Annotated in this window: 19 protein-coding genes and 1 riboswitch; of the genes, 10 read left to right on the forward strand and 9 right to left on the reverse strand. The window is 39.7% G+C overall.

Going from position 1 to position 18,479, the window contains the following annotated elements; translation table 11 throughout:
• Positions 1 to 26: 26 nt before the first annotated feature.
• From rplK to ACTO1Y_RS04725, 6 genes are all read right to left on the reverse strand, one after another.
• Entirely contained in the window at positions 27 to 452 is a 426-nt protein-coding gene (gene rplK, locus ACTO1Y_RS04700) for a 50S ribosomal protein L11 (RefSeq protein ID WP_001085808.1), read from the reverse strand.
• 233 nt (positions 453 to 685) lie between these two features.
• On the reverse strand, positions 686 to 1,171 hold the full coding sequence (locus ACTO1Y_RS04705; RefSeq protein ID WP_441348620.1) for a GNAT family N-acetyltransferase: 486 nt from the start codon (positions 1,169 to 1,171) through the stop codon (positions 686 to 688).
• On the reverse strand, positions 1,146 to 1,565 hold the full coding sequence (locus tag ACTO1Y_RS04710) for a chromosome partitioning protein ParB (protein WP_441348525.1): 420 nt from the start codon (positions 1,563 to 1,565) through the stop codon (positions 1,146 to 1,148). The genes ACTO1Y_RS04705 and ACTO1Y_RS04710 overlap by 26 nt, the downstream gene beginning before the upstream one ends.
• Before the next feature lie 27 nt (positions 1,566 to 1,592).
• Entirely contained in the window at positions 1,593 to 2,243 is a 651-nt protein-coding gene (locus ACTO1Y_RS04715; protein WP_441348526.1) for a phosphatase PAP2 family protein, read from the reverse strand.
• Positions 2,233 to 2,796 (reverse strand): ECF transporter S component, encoded by a 564-nt coding sequence (locus ACTO1Y_RS04720; RefSeq protein ID WP_441348527.1) that lies wholly within the window; start codon positions 2,794 to 2,796, stop codon positions 2,233 to 2,235. The genes ACTO1Y_RS04715 and ACTO1Y_RS04720 overlap by 11 nt, the downstream gene beginning before the upstream one ends.
• 146 nt (positions 2,797 to 2,942) lie before the next feature.
• Positions 2,943 to 3,177: riboswitch (FMN riboswitch) on the reverse strand.
• A 54-nt stretch (positions 3,178 to 3,231) separates the two neighbouring features.
• On the reverse strand, positions 3,232 to 3,735 hold the full coding sequence (locus ACTO1Y_RS04725) for a tRNA (cytidine(34)-2'-O)-methyltransferase (protein WP_006150349.1): 504 nt from the start codon (positions 3,733 to 3,735) through the stop codon (positions 3,232 to 3,234).
• A 413-nt stretch (positions 3,736 to 4,148) separates the two neighbouring features.
• On the opposite strand from ACTO1Y_RS04725, the gene trkA reads away from it, so the two are divergent.
• The 4 genes from trkA (at position 4,149) to ACTO1Y_RS04745 (ending at position 8,496) form a co-directional block, all read left to right on the forward strand.
• On the forward strand, positions 4,149 to 5,498 hold the full coding sequence (gene trkA / locus ACTO1Y_RS04730; RefSeq protein ID WP_441348528.1) for a Trk system potassium transporter TrkA: 1,350 nt from the start codon (positions 4,149 to 4,151) through the stop codon (positions 5,496 to 5,498).
• A 3-nt stretch (positions 5,499 to 5,501) separates the two neighbouring features.
• Positions 5,502 to 6,941, forward strand: coding sequence for a TrkH family potassium uptake protein (locus ACTO1Y_RS04735; protein WP_006150084.1), 1,440 nt, complete (start codon positions 5,502 to 5,504; stop codon positions 6,939 to 6,941).
• A 163-nt stretch (positions 6,942 to 7,104) separates the two neighbouring features.
• Complete coding sequence (locus tag ACTO1Y_RS04740; protein ID WP_441348529.1) at positions 7,105 to 7,731, forward strand: hypothetical protein; 627 nt, start codon at positions 7,105 to 7,107, stop codon at positions 7,729 to 7,731.
• Positions 7,732 to 7,791: 60 nt separating this feature from the next.
• The gene (locus tag ACTO1Y_RS04745) at positions 7,792 to 8,496 is read left to right on the forward strand and encodes a CPBP family intramembrane glutamic endopeptidase (protein WP_006150425.1); all 705 of its coding nucleotides are present in this window, start codon (positions 7,792 to 7,794) and stop codon (positions 8,494 to 8,496) included.
• A gap of 268 nt (positions 8,497 to 8,764) precedes the next feature.
• Here ACTO1Y_RS04745 and ACTO1Y_RS04750 read toward each other — a convergent pair whose 3' ends face one another.
• The 3 genes from ACTO1Y_RS04750 to ACTO1Y_RS04760 all read right to left on the reverse strand — a co-directional run bounded on the left by ACTO1Y_RS04750 (position 8,765) and on the right by ACTO1Y_RS04760 (position 11,942).
• A complete protein-coding gene (locus tag ACTO1Y_RS04750; RefSeq protein WP_254726500.1) occupies positions 8,765 to 10,309 on the reverse strand; it encodes a peptide chain release factor 3 in 1,545 nt (514 codons plus the stop codon).
• Between the two features lie 231 nt (positions 10,310 to 10,540).
• A complete protein-coding gene (locus tag ACTO1Y_RS04755) occupies positions 10,541 to 11,233 on the reverse strand; it encodes a YwaF family protein (protein WP_254726503.1) in 693 nt (230 codons plus the stop codon).
• Positions 11,234 to 11,267: 34 nt separating this feature from the next.
• Entirely contained in the window at positions 11,268 to 11,942 is a 675-nt protein-coding gene (locus ACTO1Y_RS04760; RefSeq protein WP_441348530.1) for a YwaF family protein, read from the reverse strand.
• Positions 11,943 to 12,154: 212 nt separating this feature from the next.
• Between ACTO1Y_RS04760 and gatC the strand changes: the two genes are divergently transcribed.
• From gatC to efp, 6 genes are all read left to right on the forward strand, one after another.
• Positions 12,155 to 12,457, forward strand: coding sequence for an Asp-tRNA(Asn)/Glu-tRNA(Gln) amidotransferase subunit GatC (gene gatC / locus ACTO1Y_RS04765; protein WP_441348531.1), 303 nt, complete (start codon positions 12,155 to 12,157; stop codon positions 12,455 to 12,457).
• On the forward strand, positions 12,457 to 13,923 hold the full coding sequence (gatA, locus tag ACTO1Y_RS04770; RefSeq protein WP_441348532.1) for an Asp-tRNA(Asn)/Glu-tRNA(Gln) amidotransferase subunit GatA: 1,467 nt from the start codon (positions 12,457 to 12,459) through the stop codon (positions 13,921 to 13,923). The genes gatC and gatA overlap by 1 nt, the downstream gene beginning before the upstream one ends.
• Positions 13,923 to 15,365: an Asp-tRNA(Asn)/Glu-tRNA(Gln) amidotransferase subunit GatB gene (gatB, locus tag ACTO1Y_RS04775; RefSeq protein ID WP_441348533.1), complete on the forward strand. Its 1,443-nt coding sequence runs from the start codon at positions 13,923 to 13,925 to the stop codon at positions 15,363 to 15,365. The genes gatA and gatB overlap by 1 nt, the downstream gene beginning before the upstream one ends.
• A gap of 87 nt (positions 15,366 to 15,452) precedes the next feature.
• Entirely contained in the window at positions 15,453 to 16,448 is a 996-nt protein-coding gene (locus ACTO1Y_RS04780; RefSeq protein ID WP_441348534.1) for a TIM44-like domain-containing protein, read from the forward strand.
• 9 nt (positions 16,449 to 16,457) lie between these two features.
• A complete protein-coding gene (locus ACTO1Y_RS04785; protein ID WP_441348535.1) occupies positions 16,458 to 17,822 on the forward strand; it encodes an SPFH domain-containing protein in 1,365 nt (454 codons plus the stop codon).
• Positions 17,823 to 17,901: 79 nt separating this feature from the next.
• On the forward strand, positions 17,902 to 18,462 hold the full coding sequence (gene efp, locus ACTO1Y_RS04790) for an elongation factor P (RefSeq protein ID WP_006150235.1): 561 nt from the start codon (positions 17,902 to 17,904) through the stop codon (positions 18,460 to 18,462).
• Positions 18,463 to 18,479 lie beyond the last annotated feature (17 nt).

Raw genomic sequence — 18,479 nt, forward strand, 5'->3', positions numbered from 1 at the left:
GCGGGTTATATTGGGGATGTTATTGATTAGTCAACAACAGTGAATCCCATAGAACGAGCAGTACCTTCAATCATACGCATTGCAGACTCAATGTTTGCTGCGTTCAAATCTGGCATCTTAGTTTCTGCAATTTCTTGTACTTGTGCACGAGTAACTGTAGCAACTTTAGTTTTGTTAGGTGTACCTGATCCCTTTTCAACACCTGCAGCTTTTTTCAAAAGAACAGCAGCTGGTGGTGTTTTAGTAACGAAAGTAAATGATTTGTCTTCGTATACTGAGATAACAACTGGAATGATCATACCAGCTTGATCAGCTGTACGAGCGTTGAACTCTTTTGTGAATCCCATGATGTTGATACCAGCTTGACCAAGAGCAGGTCCAACCGGTGGAGCTGGTGTAGCTTTACCAGCAGGGATTTGCAATTTTACAAGTTTTTCGACTTTTTTAGCCATTTCTAAATCCTCCTTTGTGGTTTTGGCGGTAATTTAAAGATTTTTACCTCCCACAAGTATGTTTTACACATACCCTACTATTATACACTAATCTTTCTCAAATGCAAGAGAAAAATTCTATTTTTACAGAAATTTTATAACGGAATTTGTCTATCATTTCGATTGTAAAAGTGTTGCAAACTATAAATTAAAAAACCGCCCTATTCTTGAGCGATTTTTAAAAATAATTTAGCCTAGTTAGTGTCCAGTTTTAAGAGAAAGCCAACCCCACTTTCAGTCCTTCTACTTTCCACAAACCCAAGAGACTCAAAACATCTTCTAGAGATAGGATTAAAAGTGTAGATTTCTTGAACTTTCATTTCTGTCCATCCCCTTTGACGAGCTAGATCAATCAAAGTCTTCAATACCTTGCGTCCAAGTCCCTGATGTTGATAAGTTGGATTGCCAATCACAATAGGAAGATTCTCCTGAGATAAGGTGACATCCCCAATTGGAAGCCACTCTCCCTTTTCTCGAAACTCAATCCAGAACAAATCCCCGTGTCTTTCTAAATAGGAATACATGGCATTTAATTTTTCCGGACTATAAGGTATTCTAATACCGTCTACAAGTTCCACCATATCCACATCTTGATACCAGGCCAAAGCTGCATCATGATGATCCGCTAAAAAATAGGGAACTAAACGCAAGGAATCATCTATCTGAATGATTTTTGTCATCATTTTCTACTCCTAATACTAGCTCCGCTGCTTGGTTAAATCCATCACACCAGTTATACCATTTTGCTTCATACTCATCTTGAGGTAAGATATGATCTTTTAAATCCAAAACAGAGTATATCTTTCTTTTCTCACAAGCTTTTGCATAAAGATGATAGAGTTCATCACCACCATCTTTATCCCACTCAGCAGAAATCGTATCTTGGCCCATTAACAAAGCCTGATAAGCCCTGTGATGCCCATCTGTAATCAACAAGCAATTTCCAAATGCAAGAATACTAATTGGATCAACATTGATTAGTTTTACCGACTGATAAAGCATCTGAATATCTTGCAACTTCTTCTCTGATAAGTAAAGTTGACTCGGATGAAGATCTTTTATCTTGACTTCCATTTTTACTTCCTCACAAAGGATTAATGCCTACTTCTGCTTGCCTGTAAAGCGCCATTGAAAACGGAGTTTGTCATAAAATGGAAATTCAATAAACAAGATTCCTAGACCTAGACTCAGGCTTGCTAGAACATCTGATGGGTAGTGGACACCAAGATATACTCTAGAGACAAGAACACTAACTAGGTAAAGTCCTAGTAGTCCTTGTAAAGCTAGCTTTGTAGTAGTGTTTTTCACTCTCTGACCTAGGATAATGATCAAGGAACCGATGAGTAAAGTCACCGCCAGTGAATGCCCACTTGGGAAAGAAAATCCTTTCTCCTCCACTAAGTGTAAAATATCTGGTCGTGGACGTTGATAGAGGTGTTTTAAAGACACAATTAAAATACCAGCCAGACCAAGATTCCCAGCTACCAATAGGCTCTCAGTTTTCCACTTTTTCAGGTAAAAGATAGCAATCAAAATAATAGCCCAACTAATGACAATAGGTAAATCAATCAGACGTGTAATTCCACGAAAAATCAAAGTTAAGGTCTCGGGTAAATCACCTCGAATAGCTGTTTGAACCGAGGAGTCCAATGCTACCAGTTGCTCTGGATAAAACTTAACGACATAACCCAGAATTACAAATAGTAAAAGGGCAAAAAAGCCCTTTGTTAAATATGTTTGTTTATCTTTCATAACGTTTTAAAGTTACCTTTAAGAAGACATAAATCAACCAAAATGCTAGTGCAAAGATAACACCTTCAATTAAGTTAAAAGGTAAAACCATTGTCAACAGATAGTTGCTTAGTCCTAGAATTTTCTCAATATCAAAATTAGCAAATTTAGCATATAATGGGACAGCATAAACATAGTTAAGAACTAGCATAGCCAAGGTCAAACCAATCGTACCAGCAAGAGAAGCTAGAGCAAAACGAATTGGCGTCCGATCTTTTTTCCAAATCAAACCAAATGCAAGAACAAAAACTCCTAAAGCCACAATATTCATCGGCAAACCAATATAGGTGCTGACTCCTTGATTGTTTAAAATTAACTTAAGCAAGGAACGGAGTAAAATTATCACAAAAGCTGCAGGTAAATCGAGTACTATTAACCCTACCAAAACCGGTAAGATGCTGAACTCAATCCTCAAAAAGGACGCCGCAGGCAAGAGTGGAAAGTCAAAGTACATCAACACAAATGAAAGTGCTGATAAAATTGCAATGGTCGAAAGTCGACGTGTGTTTGTCATAACAGGTTCCTCCAATTTTCTATAAAATCAGAAGAAGTTGGAAAGTCCCACTCTATCTATCAACTCAACTATATCAAAAACAATCTATTGGTCAAAAACACCAAAAGAACTTCCTATATATTTAAGTGGAATAGATAAAATCATTCTTTCGTCTTCTCCCATCCAGACTATACTGTCGGTTGTGGAATCTCACCACATCAGCTCGCGCTCGCGGACTTCTTTTAGAGTAGGGAAATGGAAATTTTTCTTTTAGACTAGGCGACAAGCTGTAGGCATAACTTTTGGTTAGGCAAAGCTTGGCAACAAAGTATAAAAGGAAAAGAACATTTCCTAGTAAAAGTCACCGCCGGTCGGGAATTACACCCAGCCCTGAAGACCCTTTTATCATAACAAAAAATGCTTGCAAGTGCAAGCATTAAGTATTCGCTTTCATGATTATTTCAACTTGTCCGTCTCATAGATATGAACCAAGTCCAAACCAGCAAAATTCTGTTGACGTAGAGCTTCGTATACGATCATACAAACAGTATTCGAAACATTGAGACTACGAACATGTTCATCATTCATAGGAATTCTGAGAGCTTTTTCAGGATGTTCACGCATAAATGCCTCAGGCAAGCCCTTATCTTCACGACCAAAGAGAAAATAATGATTTCCTTCAATAGTAAAATCAGCATCTGAATAGACCTTTTCTGCAAACTTGGAAATCAAGTAGAGTTGTCCATTCATTTTTCCCATAAATTCATCTAGACTATCATAGAAATAAATATCAAGTTTGTCCCAATAGTCCAGCCCAGCTCGCTTCATTTTACGATCGTCAATAGGAAAGCCCATCGGTTTGATAATATGAAGGGGCGCATTCGTCGCTGCACAGGTACGTGCAATATTTCCCGTATTTTGTGGAATTTGTGGTTCAAACAATACAATATGATTAACCATGCCATGCTTCCTCTCACTAGTGCAAAAAAATAGCCACACTGCCCGGAGTCAAGCTCAGCAAACAGCGTGGTTAAGGTATCGTTAACTTACCTCACAACAGGTTTGAAGTAAATCAGCGAAACTACTTTTCTAGTATATCACTTTCAGCCTGATTGTCAATAGAAATGTCTTGATTTTTTCATTTTTTTGCAAACATATTTACAAAAGTTCTACAAGCTCCACTGAGCCACTTTTATCATGGATTTAGCTTGTGTTAAAAATTTGGTCAATATGTACTCTTCCTTAATAGAATATTTATTTAACTTTGGATGTTAATCCGATTCCTCATAAGAGGAAATCAATCGGTTGTTTAGTGCAATTTTTACAAAAAAAAGGTATGATAGAGACATAATGAAAAAGTAGGTTATTTAACTATGAAAATTATTCTTGTCGGAGGGGGAAAAGTCGGTTCTGCCCTTTGTCGTTCACTTGTTGCTGACAACCATGACGTTGTCTTGATTGAACAGAACGAAACTGTTTTAAATTACATGACAAGTCGCTTTGATATTATCGGTATCGCAGGAAACGGTGCTGACTTTGCTATGTTAGAGGCAGCCAATGTTCAAGACTGCGATATTTTCATCGCCATGACACAGTATGATGAAGTTAACATGGTTTCAGCCGTTCTCGCTAAAAAAATGGGAGCCAAAGAAACCATCGTTCGTGTTCGTAATCCTGAATATTCTAATCCTTACTTTAAAGAAAAAAATATTCTCGGATTTTCACTCATTGTCAATCCAGAACTCCTAGCTGCTCGTGCCATTGCAAATATCATTGACTTCCCGAACGCTCTATCCGTTGAACGTTTCGTGGGTGGCTTGGTTAGCCTGATGGAATTCGTCGTTCGAGAAGATAGCAATATTTGTCAGATGTCCATTGCTGATTTTCGTAAAAAGTTCGATAATGTTATCGTCTGTGCCATCGAACGTGATCATAAACTGATGATTCCTAGCGGAGATGTTGTTTTAGAAGATAAAGACCGCATCTTTGTAACAGGACATCGTGTCGATATGATGCTCTTCCACAATTATCTCAAGTCCAGAGTTGTTAAGAGCTTGCTTATCATTGGGGCTGGTAAGATTGCATACTACCTACTAGGTATTTTAAAAGACAGTCGAATCGACACAAAAGTAATCGAGGTCAACCAAGAAAGAGCTACCTTCTTTAGTGAAAAATTCCCTAAACTTTATATCGTTCAAGGGGATGGAACAACTAAAGACACACTCTTAGAAGAAAGTGCTCAGAACTACGATGCTGTTGCCACTCTGACTGGAGTCGACGAGGAAAACATCATTACATCTATGTTCTTGGATAGTATTGGCGTTCAAAAAAACATTACCAAAGTTAACCGTACTAATCTCTTGGAAATTATCCACGCGACGGATTTCTCAAGCATCATCACGCCTAAGACAATCGCTGTTGACACTATCATGCACTTTATCCATGGTCGTGTAAATGCACAATATTCTGACCTTCAAGCTATGCACCACCTTGCAAATGGCCAGATAGAAACCCTTCAGTTCTTAATTAAGGAAGCAAACAAGATGACAGGCAAACCCTTGTCTCAACTGAAGCTCAAAAAAGATGTCTTGATTGCCGCCATTATCCGGAACGGAAAAACAATCTTCCCAACTGGAGAAGACACACTTCAAGTCGGTGATAAGCTTGTGGTTATCACTTTGCTATCAAACATCACCAAGATTTATGATTTGTTAGAGAGGTAAGCTATGAATAGAAGTATGGTACGCTTTCTTCTTGCAAAGCTACTCTTAATCGAGGCTGCCCTTCTCTTGGTACCAGTCAGTATCGCTCTTTACTATCGAGAATCTAGCCAAGTGTTTACAGCACTTTTCTCTACCATTGGTATTCTTGTCGTCCTGGGTCTTCTAGGCATCATTAAAAAGCCAAAAAAACAACGAATTTATGCAAAAGAAGGGGTCTTGATCGTTGCTCTATGTTGGATTCTCTGGTCTTTCTTTGGCGCCCTTCCCTTTGTCTTTTCAGGACAAATCCCCAATATGATAGATGCCTTCTTCGAAGTTAGTTCTGGTTTCACAACAACGGGTGCAACCATCCTAAATGACGTATCGGTCTTAAGCCGTTCACTTCTATTTTGGCGGAGTTTTACCCACCTCATTGGAGGGATGGGGGTGCTGGTTTTCGCCCTCGCTATTATGGACAATGCAAAAAACAGTCACTTAGAGGTTATGAAGGCTGAGGTTCCTGGACCAGTATTTGGTAAGGTTGTATCAAAATTAAAAAATACAGCCCAAATCCTCTACATCCTCTACTTAGCCATGTTCGCCCTCTTTGTAGTTATTTATTACATTGCAGGGATGCCTCTCTACGATAGTTTTGTTATCGCTATGGGAACAGCTGGAACTGGGGGATTCACTGTTTATAACGATGGTATTGCCCACTATCATAGTTCTCTCATCACTTATTTGACAAGTATTGGGGTTTTGATGTTCGGTGTCAATTTCAACCTCTACTACTATCTCATGCTTCGTCGATTTAAGGAATTCTTTTTCGATGAGGAACTTCGAGCTTATCTCTTGATTGTTGCTATATCTACCGGCTTAATCACACTCAACACACTGCACCTTTATAGTGGCGTTTCACAAAGTTTTGAGATGGCCTTCTTCCAAGTTTCTAATATCATTACCACTACTGGTTTTGGTTATGGAGACATCACGAACTGGCCTTTGTTTTCTCAATACATCTTACTAATGTTAATGGCAATTGGTGGTTCTGCTGGATCTACTGCTGGGGGTCTCAAGGTTATCCGTGGAGTCATCCTCGCTAAAATTGCAAAAAACCAATTCTTGTCTACTATATCCCCTCACCGTGTCTTAACTCTTCATGTTAATAAAACGGTCATCGACAAGGATACCCAACACAAGATTTTGAAGTATTTTGTAGTTTACATCATGATTCTACTCAGTCTGATCTTCATCGTCAGTTTAGATACTAACAATTTAATGGTTGTTACGAGTGCTGTTTTCAGTTGTTTTAACAATATCGGTCCAATTTTAGGAACGACTTCAAGTTTCTCAATATTTAGTCCATTTTCAAAACTCCTCCTATCCTTTGCAATGATTGCAGGACGTCTTGAAATTTATCCTATCATATTACTCTTTATGAAGCGAACCTGGTCTAAACGTTAGAATTTTATGATCAAATAGCACATCCTTCAAAAATCGAGGGATGTGTTTTTTGCTGGGTCTGATTAAAAAAAACAGTTGAGAGTCAAAAACTAACACTTGGGAAAAAGTTGATATTTTGTGAATCCATTTCGTTATAATGTTTAAAAAACGTAGGGGTTTATTTATGGAAAAAATTAGAAAATCAATCCAGCTTCTCTTATTGGGATCCGTAGCATATCTTGGACTCTGCAGCTGTGTATTTTGGTCTGGAATTTCTCTAACTCTAAAACAATCATACTTTTACTTGTTGCTATTCTTACTGGCATTAGCTGCTATGTGTACTTTTATCCACTATCTTTCGGGCCATGATCCTGTCAATAGTCAGCTACGAAATCGCAGCCGTTCTTTCTTTTTATTATATAGCACTATGATTGTCATTAATGTAGCGGGAGTCAGCCTTATCCTATTTGATAATCCTAACAGTGGCACTCTGCTTCAAAAAGAAGTTGTGGATTTGATGCTTATCTCTTTCTTTTTCTTACTTGGAGTAGATATTGCAACTTTTTTACCGCTCAAGAAATGGAAGAACTTACCAACTCATAATAAGACAAGAAAACTAATTAGCCTAATGATCTTTAGTTTATTTTTTCTGCATAATCCTATAACTATCCTTTCTGTCAGCTTTTATGTCCTATTAGGAGTTAGCTTCCTCAGCTTTTTATTCCCCCAAAAATTAAGACACGATTTATCCTTCTACAGTCATTTAATACGAAATATCTTACTAATTGTCTCTACACTCATGTTTTGGTAGTTTATAGAATTCCTATCCAAAGTATGCTATAATGAAATAAATTTTTTAGGAGATATATGAATGAATTTTTTTAAAGATTATCGTAAAAGACTGCTTTGGTTAGGAATCTTTTTTGTAGCAATGTTCCTATCTCAAGTTCCTATTTTGACTTGGGTATTGCTACAAAGAACTCAACTAGAATCTATTTGGGCATCTTTAATAGTAGGAATTGTCTCTACTACTGTTGTTACACTCTTTTTATATGGTGCTCACAAAAGCAAACTCTTAAATCTAAAATCGAAACTCTTTAGCATTAATGATGCCCCTCGAATCGCACTCAGCTATGCAGCCATTATCGCTGTAAATATGGTTGGTGGAATTTGGCTAAGACTTCTGAATCAAACTACTACTTCAAATCAAGAAACTATTAATAGCCTCATGTCAGAAACTTCCATCATTTCAAGCTTTTTCGTAGTTGTCTTGGTAGCTCCTGTTTGCGAGGAAATTATCTGCCGTGGTATTATACCTACTAAACTCTTTGAAGGATATGAAAAAATTGGTTACGTTTTTGGTTGGCTCCTCTTTACAATGGCCCATATCCCAACAAACCTACCTTCTTTCTTAATCTATGGTTGGATGTCCGCCGTCCTAACTTGGACTGCATATCGCACCAAACGTCTAGAAATGTCTATTTTCCTACATTTAGTAATTAATGGAATGAGCATTCTCATGCTTATCCTTCTGACAATTCTTATCAAGGTTGTTGGTATAGATGCTTTTCAATAAATGGAAGTTCCACTGCTAATAAAAAGACTAGAAATCTATTTAATTTCTAGTCTTTTTTGTCTATTTAAAACCGAAATACGAATTAAGTGTGAGAGGTTTCGACACGGATTTGATGAGGTAGTCAGCTAGACCACTCCTAAATGTTACGACACGAAGAGGCGAAAACGATTATTTTTCGCCGACGAGTTAGTAAGGCAGTTAGCTAAACCGCAAAATAGCGGCTAGCGTCCAACAATTAGGAACTTTAGTTCCAATTGTTGATACTGAATCACATTTTTTCTTCCAACTCCACATCTGGATACTTGTCCGCAAACCAGCGGAGGGCAAAGTCGTTTTCAAAGAGGAAGACAGGCTGGTCAAAGCGATCCTTCGCCAAGATATTTCGACTTGAAGACATGCGCTCATCTAAGTCTTCTGGTTTGATCCAGCGAACGGTCTTTTTACCCATTGGACTCATAACCACTTCTGCATTGTACTCATTTTCCATCCGGTGCTTGAAGACTTCAAACTGCAATTGACCAACGGCACCTAGCATGTATTCACCTGTTTGGTAGTTGGTATAGAGCTGAATAGCTCCTTCTTGTACTAATTGCTCGATTCCCTTGTGGAAGGATTTTTGCTTCATGACGTTCTTAGCAGATACCTTCATGAAGATTTCAGGGGTAAAGGTTGGCAGTGGTTCAAATTCGAATTTGTTTTTGCCAACTGTCAAAGTATCTCCCACCTGATAAGTACCAGTATCGTAAACCCCGATGATATCTCCTGCTACGGCATTAGTGACATTCTCTCGACTTTCCGCCATAAACTGAGTAACATTAGAGAGTTTAGCTCCCTTACCGGTACGAGGGAGATTAACACTCATACCACGCTCGAATTCACCAGAGACGATACGGACAAAGGCGATGCGGTCACGGTGACGAGGATCCATGTTGGCTTGGATTTTAAAGACAAAGCCTGAGAAATCCTTATCATAAGGATCGACAAGTTCACCGTCTGTCTTCTTGTGGCCATGTGGCTCCGGAGCAAATTTGAGGAAAGTCTCAAGGAAAGTCTGTACCCCAAAGTTAGTAAGAGCTGAACCGAAGAATACTGGAGTTAATCCACCAGCTAAAATAGCTTCTTCTGAAAATTCATTTCCAGCTTCTTGCAAGAGTTCGATATCCTCTTTCACTTGTTCGTAGAATGGGTTGCTAGCAAAGAGCTTGTCTCCATCTTCTAGACTGGCAAAGCGTTCATCCCCTTTGTAGAGTTCCAAGCGTTGGTTATAAAGGTCATAGAGTCCTTCAAAGGCTTTCCCCATCCCGATTGGCCAGTTCATTGGATAACTTGCAATGCCCAACACTTCTTCCAATTCTTGCAAGAGGTCCAGCGGCTCTCGACCGTCACGGTCCAGCTTATTCATAAAAGTGAAGACTGGAATACCACGGTGTTTGACAACCTCAAACAATTTCTTGGTCTGGGCCTCAATACCCTTGGCAGAGTCCACCACCATGACCGCAGCATCTACCGCCATCAAGGTACGGTAGGTATCTTCTGAAAAGTCCTCGTGCCCTGGGGTATCTAGGATATTTACGCGCTTGCCATCATAGTCAAACTGCATGACAGATGAGGTTACCGAAATCCCACGTTGTTTCTCGATATCCATCCAGTCTGACTTAGCAAAGTTTCCTGTTTTCTTCCCTTTTACGGTACCAGCTTCTCGAATCTCTCCCCCAAAGTAGAGCAATTGCTCAGTAATCGTCGTTTTCCCCGCGTCCGGGTGGGAGATGATGGCAAAGGTACGGCGTTTTTTAATTTCTTCTTGAATACTCATAACTTCTCTTTCTTTTTTCTTTTTATTTTCAATGATTTCAATAGATAATCACTCTTTGTTACATTGGACTCTTAAATTCCTTTCAACACTCCATTATATCGGATTTTAGGGAGTTTTTCAATCGCTGATATCAGAAAAAGCAGGTCTACATAGTAGACTTGCTTTTAAATAATAGATATCTCAATTTATATTTTACAATCGAATCTGTATCGTTTTTTACTTACTATGGTTTCATGAAAGAGTTGATTCTAAAGCCATTTTCTTTTGCCAGCGTTTCTTAAACAAAATATCAAAGAGCACCAAGGCTGAAGAAAGAATGATCGAAACCAAAAGATACTTGATCCAAATAGGGGCATCTGGAATAAACGGTGTTGTATTCAAGAGCCCGTAATTCCCACCAGTTACATGATTAACTCCAACTAGGAAAAGGTTGAGAATGAAAGTATAGGCAATAATGCGATACTTTTTAAGGAGGGTCTTATCATAGTGGTTCATGAGATAAACCAAGGAATTAACCAAAAGTGCATAATGACCAATCAAGAAAGAAAAGCTGGTAATATGCGGAAAATCATAGGGGTCGAAAACAGGGTAGCCCAAGGCAAATACTGCTCCACTAGCTCCCATAAGGGCAAAATACTGCTTAGTTTTCCATCTGTCTGGTAGGAAGACAACCGCGAACATAGCTAAACGACAATGGTAAAGAGGCAGACTATTTGAAAATGGAATGCTAAAACCAATATACCAAGTATAAAGAGCTAGCAGTTGCGCTAATTGAATCCACTTAAACAATCGAACAAATTTTGGATTTTTGTAGTAAGTAAGAGAAGCATAAATAGACAAAGCAAGAAGGCCTATCATGACTCCATACCAAAAAATGGAAATGGGAGGTGGTGTTGTTTGGGTTCTTGTAATAAAATGATGCATAAAATCTCCCTAAGTCAACGAATTCAGTTGTACATTAACTTTTCTTATGTTTGTATTTAACAAGTTGATTGATGAGGATGACAACTCCTGTCATCATACTGGTCACTATGAGATAGTTAACCAAAGCGCCATGATCCCCAATCACAGGGGGGTTACTCATAAAGCCATAATTTCCTCCTGTCAAGAGGTTGGCTAGAAAGATAATGGCATTGAGCCCAAAAGTCATCTGGCATATTTTCCAAGTATCCCCTTTTTCAACTTTATAATATCTAACAAGATAAATCAAGCAGTTAGCCAAGAGGGCCCAATGTCCGAAAACATTGTTCACAGACGAAACATGAGGGAAGGGAAAAGGATAAAAGACTGGATAAACCAAGGCCATGATAGAACCAAAAACTCCCACTAAGGCAAAATATTGCTTGAAAAAGGTCTTATTAGGGGCAAAAAGAATAATCCACATAGCCATGCGACTATGGTAAAAAGGGAGAGCCTCAGATAGGGGCAGGCGTGCAGCAATATACCAAGCGTTGATAATGAGCAACTGAATCAATTGTCCCCAATACCAAAATTCTCGGTAACGTTTTGAGCTTGCATAGCGAATCGATAAAAAAGCTATGATTACCAAAGAAGTAGGTAGTAAAAAGTAGAATGCTCCCAAATGAGGAGGGACTGTCTTTTTACTGGTAAAAAGTAACTCCCAAAGCTTCATGTGCCATCCTTAACGTGTTCTAGTTGGGTTACTGATACATTCTTTTTACCAACTAAGTACGACTGTTGTTCTTTCTTCTAGTTTCCTCAATTATATCGAATTAAAAAGTATTTTTCAATTTCTATTTCTTTTCAGTTTGACTTGCCTTATTTATAGGAAAATATGGTAAAATAGAACAGATAAAGAATCATCATTTCACGAAAGGATAAAAGATGAAAATTACGCAAGAAGAGGTGACTCACGTTGCCAATCTTTCTAAATTAAAATTCACTGAAAATGAAACAGCTGAGTTTGCGACAACCTTGTCTAAAATTGTTGATATGGTTGAGTTGCTCAGTGAAGTTGATACAACTGGTGTTGAACCAACGACTACCATGGCTGATCGTAAGACCGTATTGCGACCGGATGTTGCTGAAAAAGGAACTGACCGTAACCGCTTGTTTAAAAATGTACCTGAAAAAGAAAACTACTATATCAAGGTACCAGCTATCCTAGATGACGGAGGAGATGCCTAATGACTTTTAACAATAAAACGATTGAAGAGTTGCACAACCTCCTTGTCTCTAAGGAAATTTCTGCAACGGAACTAACCCAAGCGACTCTTGAAGATATCAAAGCGCGTGAAAAGACAATCAATGCCTTCGTTACGATTGCTGAAGACCAAGCCCTTGCTCAAGCTAAAGCTATTGACGAGGCTGGAATCGATGCTGACAATGTCCTTTCAGGAATTCCACTAGCTGTTAAGGATAATATCTCTACAGACGGCATTCTGACAACTGCAGCGTCAAAAATGCTTTATAACTACGAGCCAATCTTTGATGCAACAGCAGTTGCCAATGCAAAATCTAAGGGCATGATTGTTGTCGGAAAAACTAATATGGACGAGTTTGCCATGGGTGGTTCTGGTGAAACATCATACTACGGTGCAACTAAAAATGCTTGGGACCACAGCAAGGTTCCCGGTGGTTCATCTAGCGGTTCTGCTGCTTCTGTAGCTTCAGGACAAGTCCGCTTGTCACTTGGGTCTGATACTGGTGGTTCTATCCGCCAACCGGCTGCCTTTAACGGGATCGTTGGTCTCAAACCAACCTACGGAACAGTTTCACGTTTTGGTCTGATTGCCTTTGGTAGCTCACTAGACCAGATTGGTCCTTTTGCTCCAACCGTTAAGGAAAATGCCCTATTGCTCAATGCGATTGCTAGCGAAGATGCCAAAGACTCTACTTCTGCTCCTGTCCGCATTGCTGACTTTACTTCAAAAATCGGCCAAGACATCAAGGGAATGAAGATTGCCCTTCCTAAGGAATACCTTGGTGAAGGGATTGATCCAGAAGTCAAAGAAACCATCCTTAACGCAGCCAAACACTTTGAAAAACTAGGTGCAGTTGTAGAAGAAGTTAGCCTTCCACACTCAAAATATGGGGTTGCTGTATACTACATCATCGCTTCATCAGAAGCATCATCAAACTTGCAACGATTTGACGGTATCCGCTATGGTTTCCGTGCTGAAGATGCTAAGAACTTGGATGATATCTATGTGAACACTCGTAGCCAAGGATTCGGTGACGAAGTAAAACGTCGGATCATGCTTGGTACTTTCAGTCTTTCATCAGGTTACTACGATGCCTACTACAAGAAAGCTGGTCAAGTTCGTACCCTTATTATCCAAGATTTCGAAAAAGTATTTGCAGATTATGACCTCATCCTTGGTCCAACAGCTCCAAGTGTGGCCTTTGACTTGGATTCGCTCAACCACGATCCAGTTGCCATGTACTTGGCGGACCTCTTGACCATTCCAGTCAACTTGGCAGGTCTCCCAGGGATTTCAATTCCTGCAGGATTTGCTCAAGGTCTACCAGTAGGTTTGCAATTGATTGGTCCAAAATACTCTGAAGAGACCATTTACCAAGCTGCTGCTGCCTTTGAAGCAACAACAGATTACCACAAACAACAACCCGTGATTTTTGGAGGTGATAACTAATGAACTTTGAAACAGTCATTGGACTTGAAGTCCACGTAGAGCTCAACACCAATTCAAAAATCTTCTCACCTACTTCTGCCCACTTTGGAAATGACCAAAATGCCAACACCAACGTGATTGACTGGTCTTTCCCTGGGGTACTACCTGTTCTCAATAAAGGTGTTGTTGATGCCGGTATCAAGGCCGCTCTTGCCCTCAACATGGATATCCACAAAAAGATGCACTTTGACCGCAAGAACTATTTCTACCCTGATAATCCAAAAGCCTACCAAATTTCTCAATTTGATGAGCCAATCGGTTACAACGGTTGGATTGAAGTAGAACTTGAGGACGGTACAACTAAGAAAATCGGTATCGAACGTGCCCACTTGGAAGAAGATGCTGGTAAGAATACCCACGGAACAGATGGTTTCTCTTATGTCGACCTCAACCGCCAAGGAGTGCCATTGATTGAGATTGTATCTGAAGCGGACATGCGTTCTCCTGAAGAGGCCTACGCTTATCTAACAGCCCTCAAGGAAGTGATCCAATACGCTGGTATCTCTGACGTTAAGATGGAGGAAGGGTCAATGCGTGTGGATGCCAACATCTCCCTTCGTCCTTTTGGTCAAGAGAAATTCGGTACCAAGACTGAGTTGAAAAACCTCAACTCCTTCTCAAATGTCCGCAAGGGTCTTGAATACGAAGTGCAACGTCAGGCTGAAATTCTTCGCTCTGGTGGTCAAATTCGCCAAGAAACACGTCGATACGATGAAGCGAACAAAGCAACTATCCTCATGCGTGTTAAAGAAGGTGCTGCAGACTACCGCTACTTCCCAGAACCAGATTTACCACTCTTTGAAATCTCAGATGAGTGGATTGATGAAATGCGCACTGAGTTGCCAGAATTTCCAAAAGAACGCCGCGCTCGCTACGTATCTGACCTTGGTCTATCAGACTACGATGCTAGCCAATTGACTGCCAATAAAGTCACTTCTGACTTCTTTGAGAATGCTGTTGCCCTTGGCGGTGACGCTAAGCAAGTCTCTAACTGGCTCCAAGGTGAAGTCGCTCAGTTCTTGAACGCTGAAGGTAAGACACTTGAAGAAATCGAGTTAACTCCAGAAAACTTGGTAGAAATGATCGCTATCATCGAAGACGGCACTATTTCATCTAAGATTGCCAAGAAAGTCTTTGTCCACCTTGCTAAAAATGGTGGCAGTGCTCGTGAATACGTTGAAAAAGCCGGTTTAGTTCAAATTTCAGATCCAGATATCTTGATTCCAATCATCCATCAAGTCTTTGCCGATAACGAAGCTGCTGTCGCAGACTTCAAGTCAGGCAAACGGAATGCAGACAAGGCCTTTACTGGTTTCCTCATGAAAGCAACTAAAGGACAAGCCAACCCACAAGTAGCCCTCAAACTACTTGCCCAAGAATTGGCGAAGTTGAAAAATGATTAATCGAATAATTTAAGTATAACTGTCACAAGCTGATATAAAATTCTAGCTTGCTGCCTTGCACTCTGTATTCACATAGTTAGGAGACATATGAAAAAGTTATATACTCTTATCGCTACCTTCTTGCTTCTTCTCTTTGTGACACCTCTTCAATCAATCGATGCGGGTGTTGGACATTCTCGAAGTGGTAGTTCTAGCCGCAGCAGTTCACGAAGTAGTAGTGCTAGCCGCAGTAGTTCACGAAGTAGTAGTTCTAGTCGTTCAAGTGGTAGCTCTTCTTCTAGAAGCAGCTATCGTTCTGGCGGTAGTTACTCAAGTTCAGGTGGATCTTTAGGTACCGGGATGACTATTCTTATCATGTTTGGTGTCGGGGCTTTCCTACTCTTCATGCTCATCAAGTACCTTAACGATCAGAACACTCCATCTGAAACACCTTATAGAAGACCTACTACTAGCTACGAACCAGAGCCAATTAGCCATCGTAGAGTTGAAAATAATAACCAAGCTATCGACCGACTCAGATATTACGATCCAAACTTTGATGCCTCTGCTTTCACTTCATGGGTTAAAGAAGTCTACATCCAGTTACAGGCAGCCTGGACTAAGAAAGATTGGAACTTGGTGCGTTCTCTTGAAAGCGCCAGTCTCTATTCTCAACACAGTTCTCAACTAGAAGAACATATCCAATCCCAAACAACCAATGTCTTAGAACGAGTTTGTGTTGAAAATGTTAGAATCAAAGATTTCAATAGTAATCCAGATGGAAACGATACTTTAGTTGTTATCTTATCATCTACCTTGAGAGATTATGTCATCGAAGATAAGACTCGTAAGGTTATTGAGGGAGACCCTCAAAAAGATCTATTTACAGTTTATCAAATGAACTTCATCCGTAAACATGGCAGTCAAACTGAAAGTTCTGTTCAAGATGAAGCCGTTAGCGACCGCTGTCCAAACTGTGGCGCTCCACTGAAAATATCAGCAATCAGCAAATGTGACTATTGCGGATCTGATATCACCCGTAGTCCAAACCAATGGGTTCTTGACACCTATGACGTTGTGGATGAAGACGAATTATATAATTAGGAGGAAATTATGGGATTTATTCGTATGGCCAAAGAGCAAATTAAGGGAGTTGTTGATGTTGCCAAATCTGCTGGAATTAATAGTCTTAATGACAGTAAATTTAAGGAAGCCGTTGTGCTTCCAGACCACGTATCATCAGATGCATTAGCTGTTAAGGGAACTCTTCTTACAAAAGACCCTGACGGAGTTTCTAGACAAAGTAATCAACATACAGGACTTTTAACAGATGGCTCTGTCGTAATTGTGCCACAAGGGTATGTTGCTATCCTTGTAAATAACGGTACTTTCCTTGGTGATGTTTTAGAAGCTGGTAGCCATGAATGGCGCTCTGGCGACAACGCTTGGCTTCTAGAAAAAGGCGGAATTAAGGGCACTTGGGAAAACTTCAAGCACCGCTTCTCATTCGCTGGTCAAGTCGTAACTCAACAAGAAATCATCTTTGTCCGTATCCAACCGATTGCGGGTAATAAATTTGGTACCCAAAACGCTGTAGAATACTTCAGTGAACGTTACCAACAATTGCTCAACATCCGTTTCTATGGTTTGTTTGATATCAAGATTTCTGATCCAGTCCTTTTCTACGTTAGCTCGATCAGTCAACAAATTGAAGAACATAAACCATTTACACTCCAAGATATTGCTCAAGGAACTCTTCGACAAAATATCTCTCCTAAAATTGCTATCGCAATTTCCAAATTTACTAATGAGTACCGAGTTGATATCTATAGCCTAAATGCTAATCAGGATACCTTCAATGAAATCGCTAAACAAGAAGTCAACAAGGTATGGACAGGACTTTACGGTATTGAAGCAACCAATATCCTTCTTGAGGATTTGAGCTACGACCAAGAAAGCTTGGAACTTGTTCGAAAACTTGACAGTGAACTCGTTGCTATGAAATACAATACCATCGAAATTGAAGAACGTCGTGCTCGTAACGAAGCTCTCATTGCGGCAGCCAATAACGAAGGTAATGGCAATGGTATGAACATGATTATGGGTATGAACCTAGGACAAACACTTGGTGGTCAATTAAACCAACAAGCTCAACCTGTTAGTCCAAATCAAACTGTTCCCCCAGTACAACCTGCTGATCCAAACCAAGCATTTACTCCGGCCCAAACTGCAAGTCCTGAGCAAGTTGCTAGCCCAGTAGAAACTGTTATCCCTGAACAACCCGCTAACTCAGTAGAAACTACTAATCCAGAAGTAACAACTCCTGTTCAAGAATCTACAACTCAAGAAGTAACAACTCCTGCAGAAGAAACTACTAGTCAAGAAAAACCAACTAATAAAAACTTCTACATCGAAGTAGATGGTAAATATGTCTTGGTAACCAGAAATGAAAATGGGGATATTGTACCCGTCAACTAGGTCATCTTCTCTGATATTTGAGAATTCTAGGCTATTATGATACAATAAAGAGTAAACTATTTATAAAAGAGGTATAAACATGATTGAAGCAAGTAAATTAAAGGCTGGTATGACCTTTGAAACAGCTGACGGAAAATTGATCCGCGTTTTGGAAGCTAGCCACCACAAACCAGGTAAAGGAAACACTATCATGCGTATGAAATTGCGTGATGTCCGTACTGGTTCAACATTTGAAACTAGCTACCGCCCAGAGGAAAAATTTGAACAAGCGATTATCGAAACTGTACCAGCACAATACTTGTACAAAATGGATGAAACAGCTTACTTCATGAACACTGAAACTTACGACCAATACGAAATTCCTGTTGTAAATGTTGAAAACGAATTGCTTTACATCCTTGAAAATTCTGAAGTTAAAATTCAATTTTACGGAACTGAAGTCATCGGTGTAACAGTTCCTACAACTGTTGAATTGACAGTTGCTGAAACTCAACCATCTATTAAAGGTGCTACTGTTACCGGTTCTGGTAAACCAGCTACAATGGAAACTGGACTTGTCGTTAACGTTCCAGACTTCATCGAAGCAGGACAAAAACTCGTTATCAACACTGCAGAAGGAACTTACGTTTCTCGTGCCTAATCTCTAGAAAGAGGTCA

It is taken from the genome of Streptococcus sp. V728, from assembly GCF_052077995.1.
GTDB lineage: Bacteria > Bacillota > Bacilli > Lactobacillales > Streptococcaceae > Streptococcus > Streptococcus infantis_B.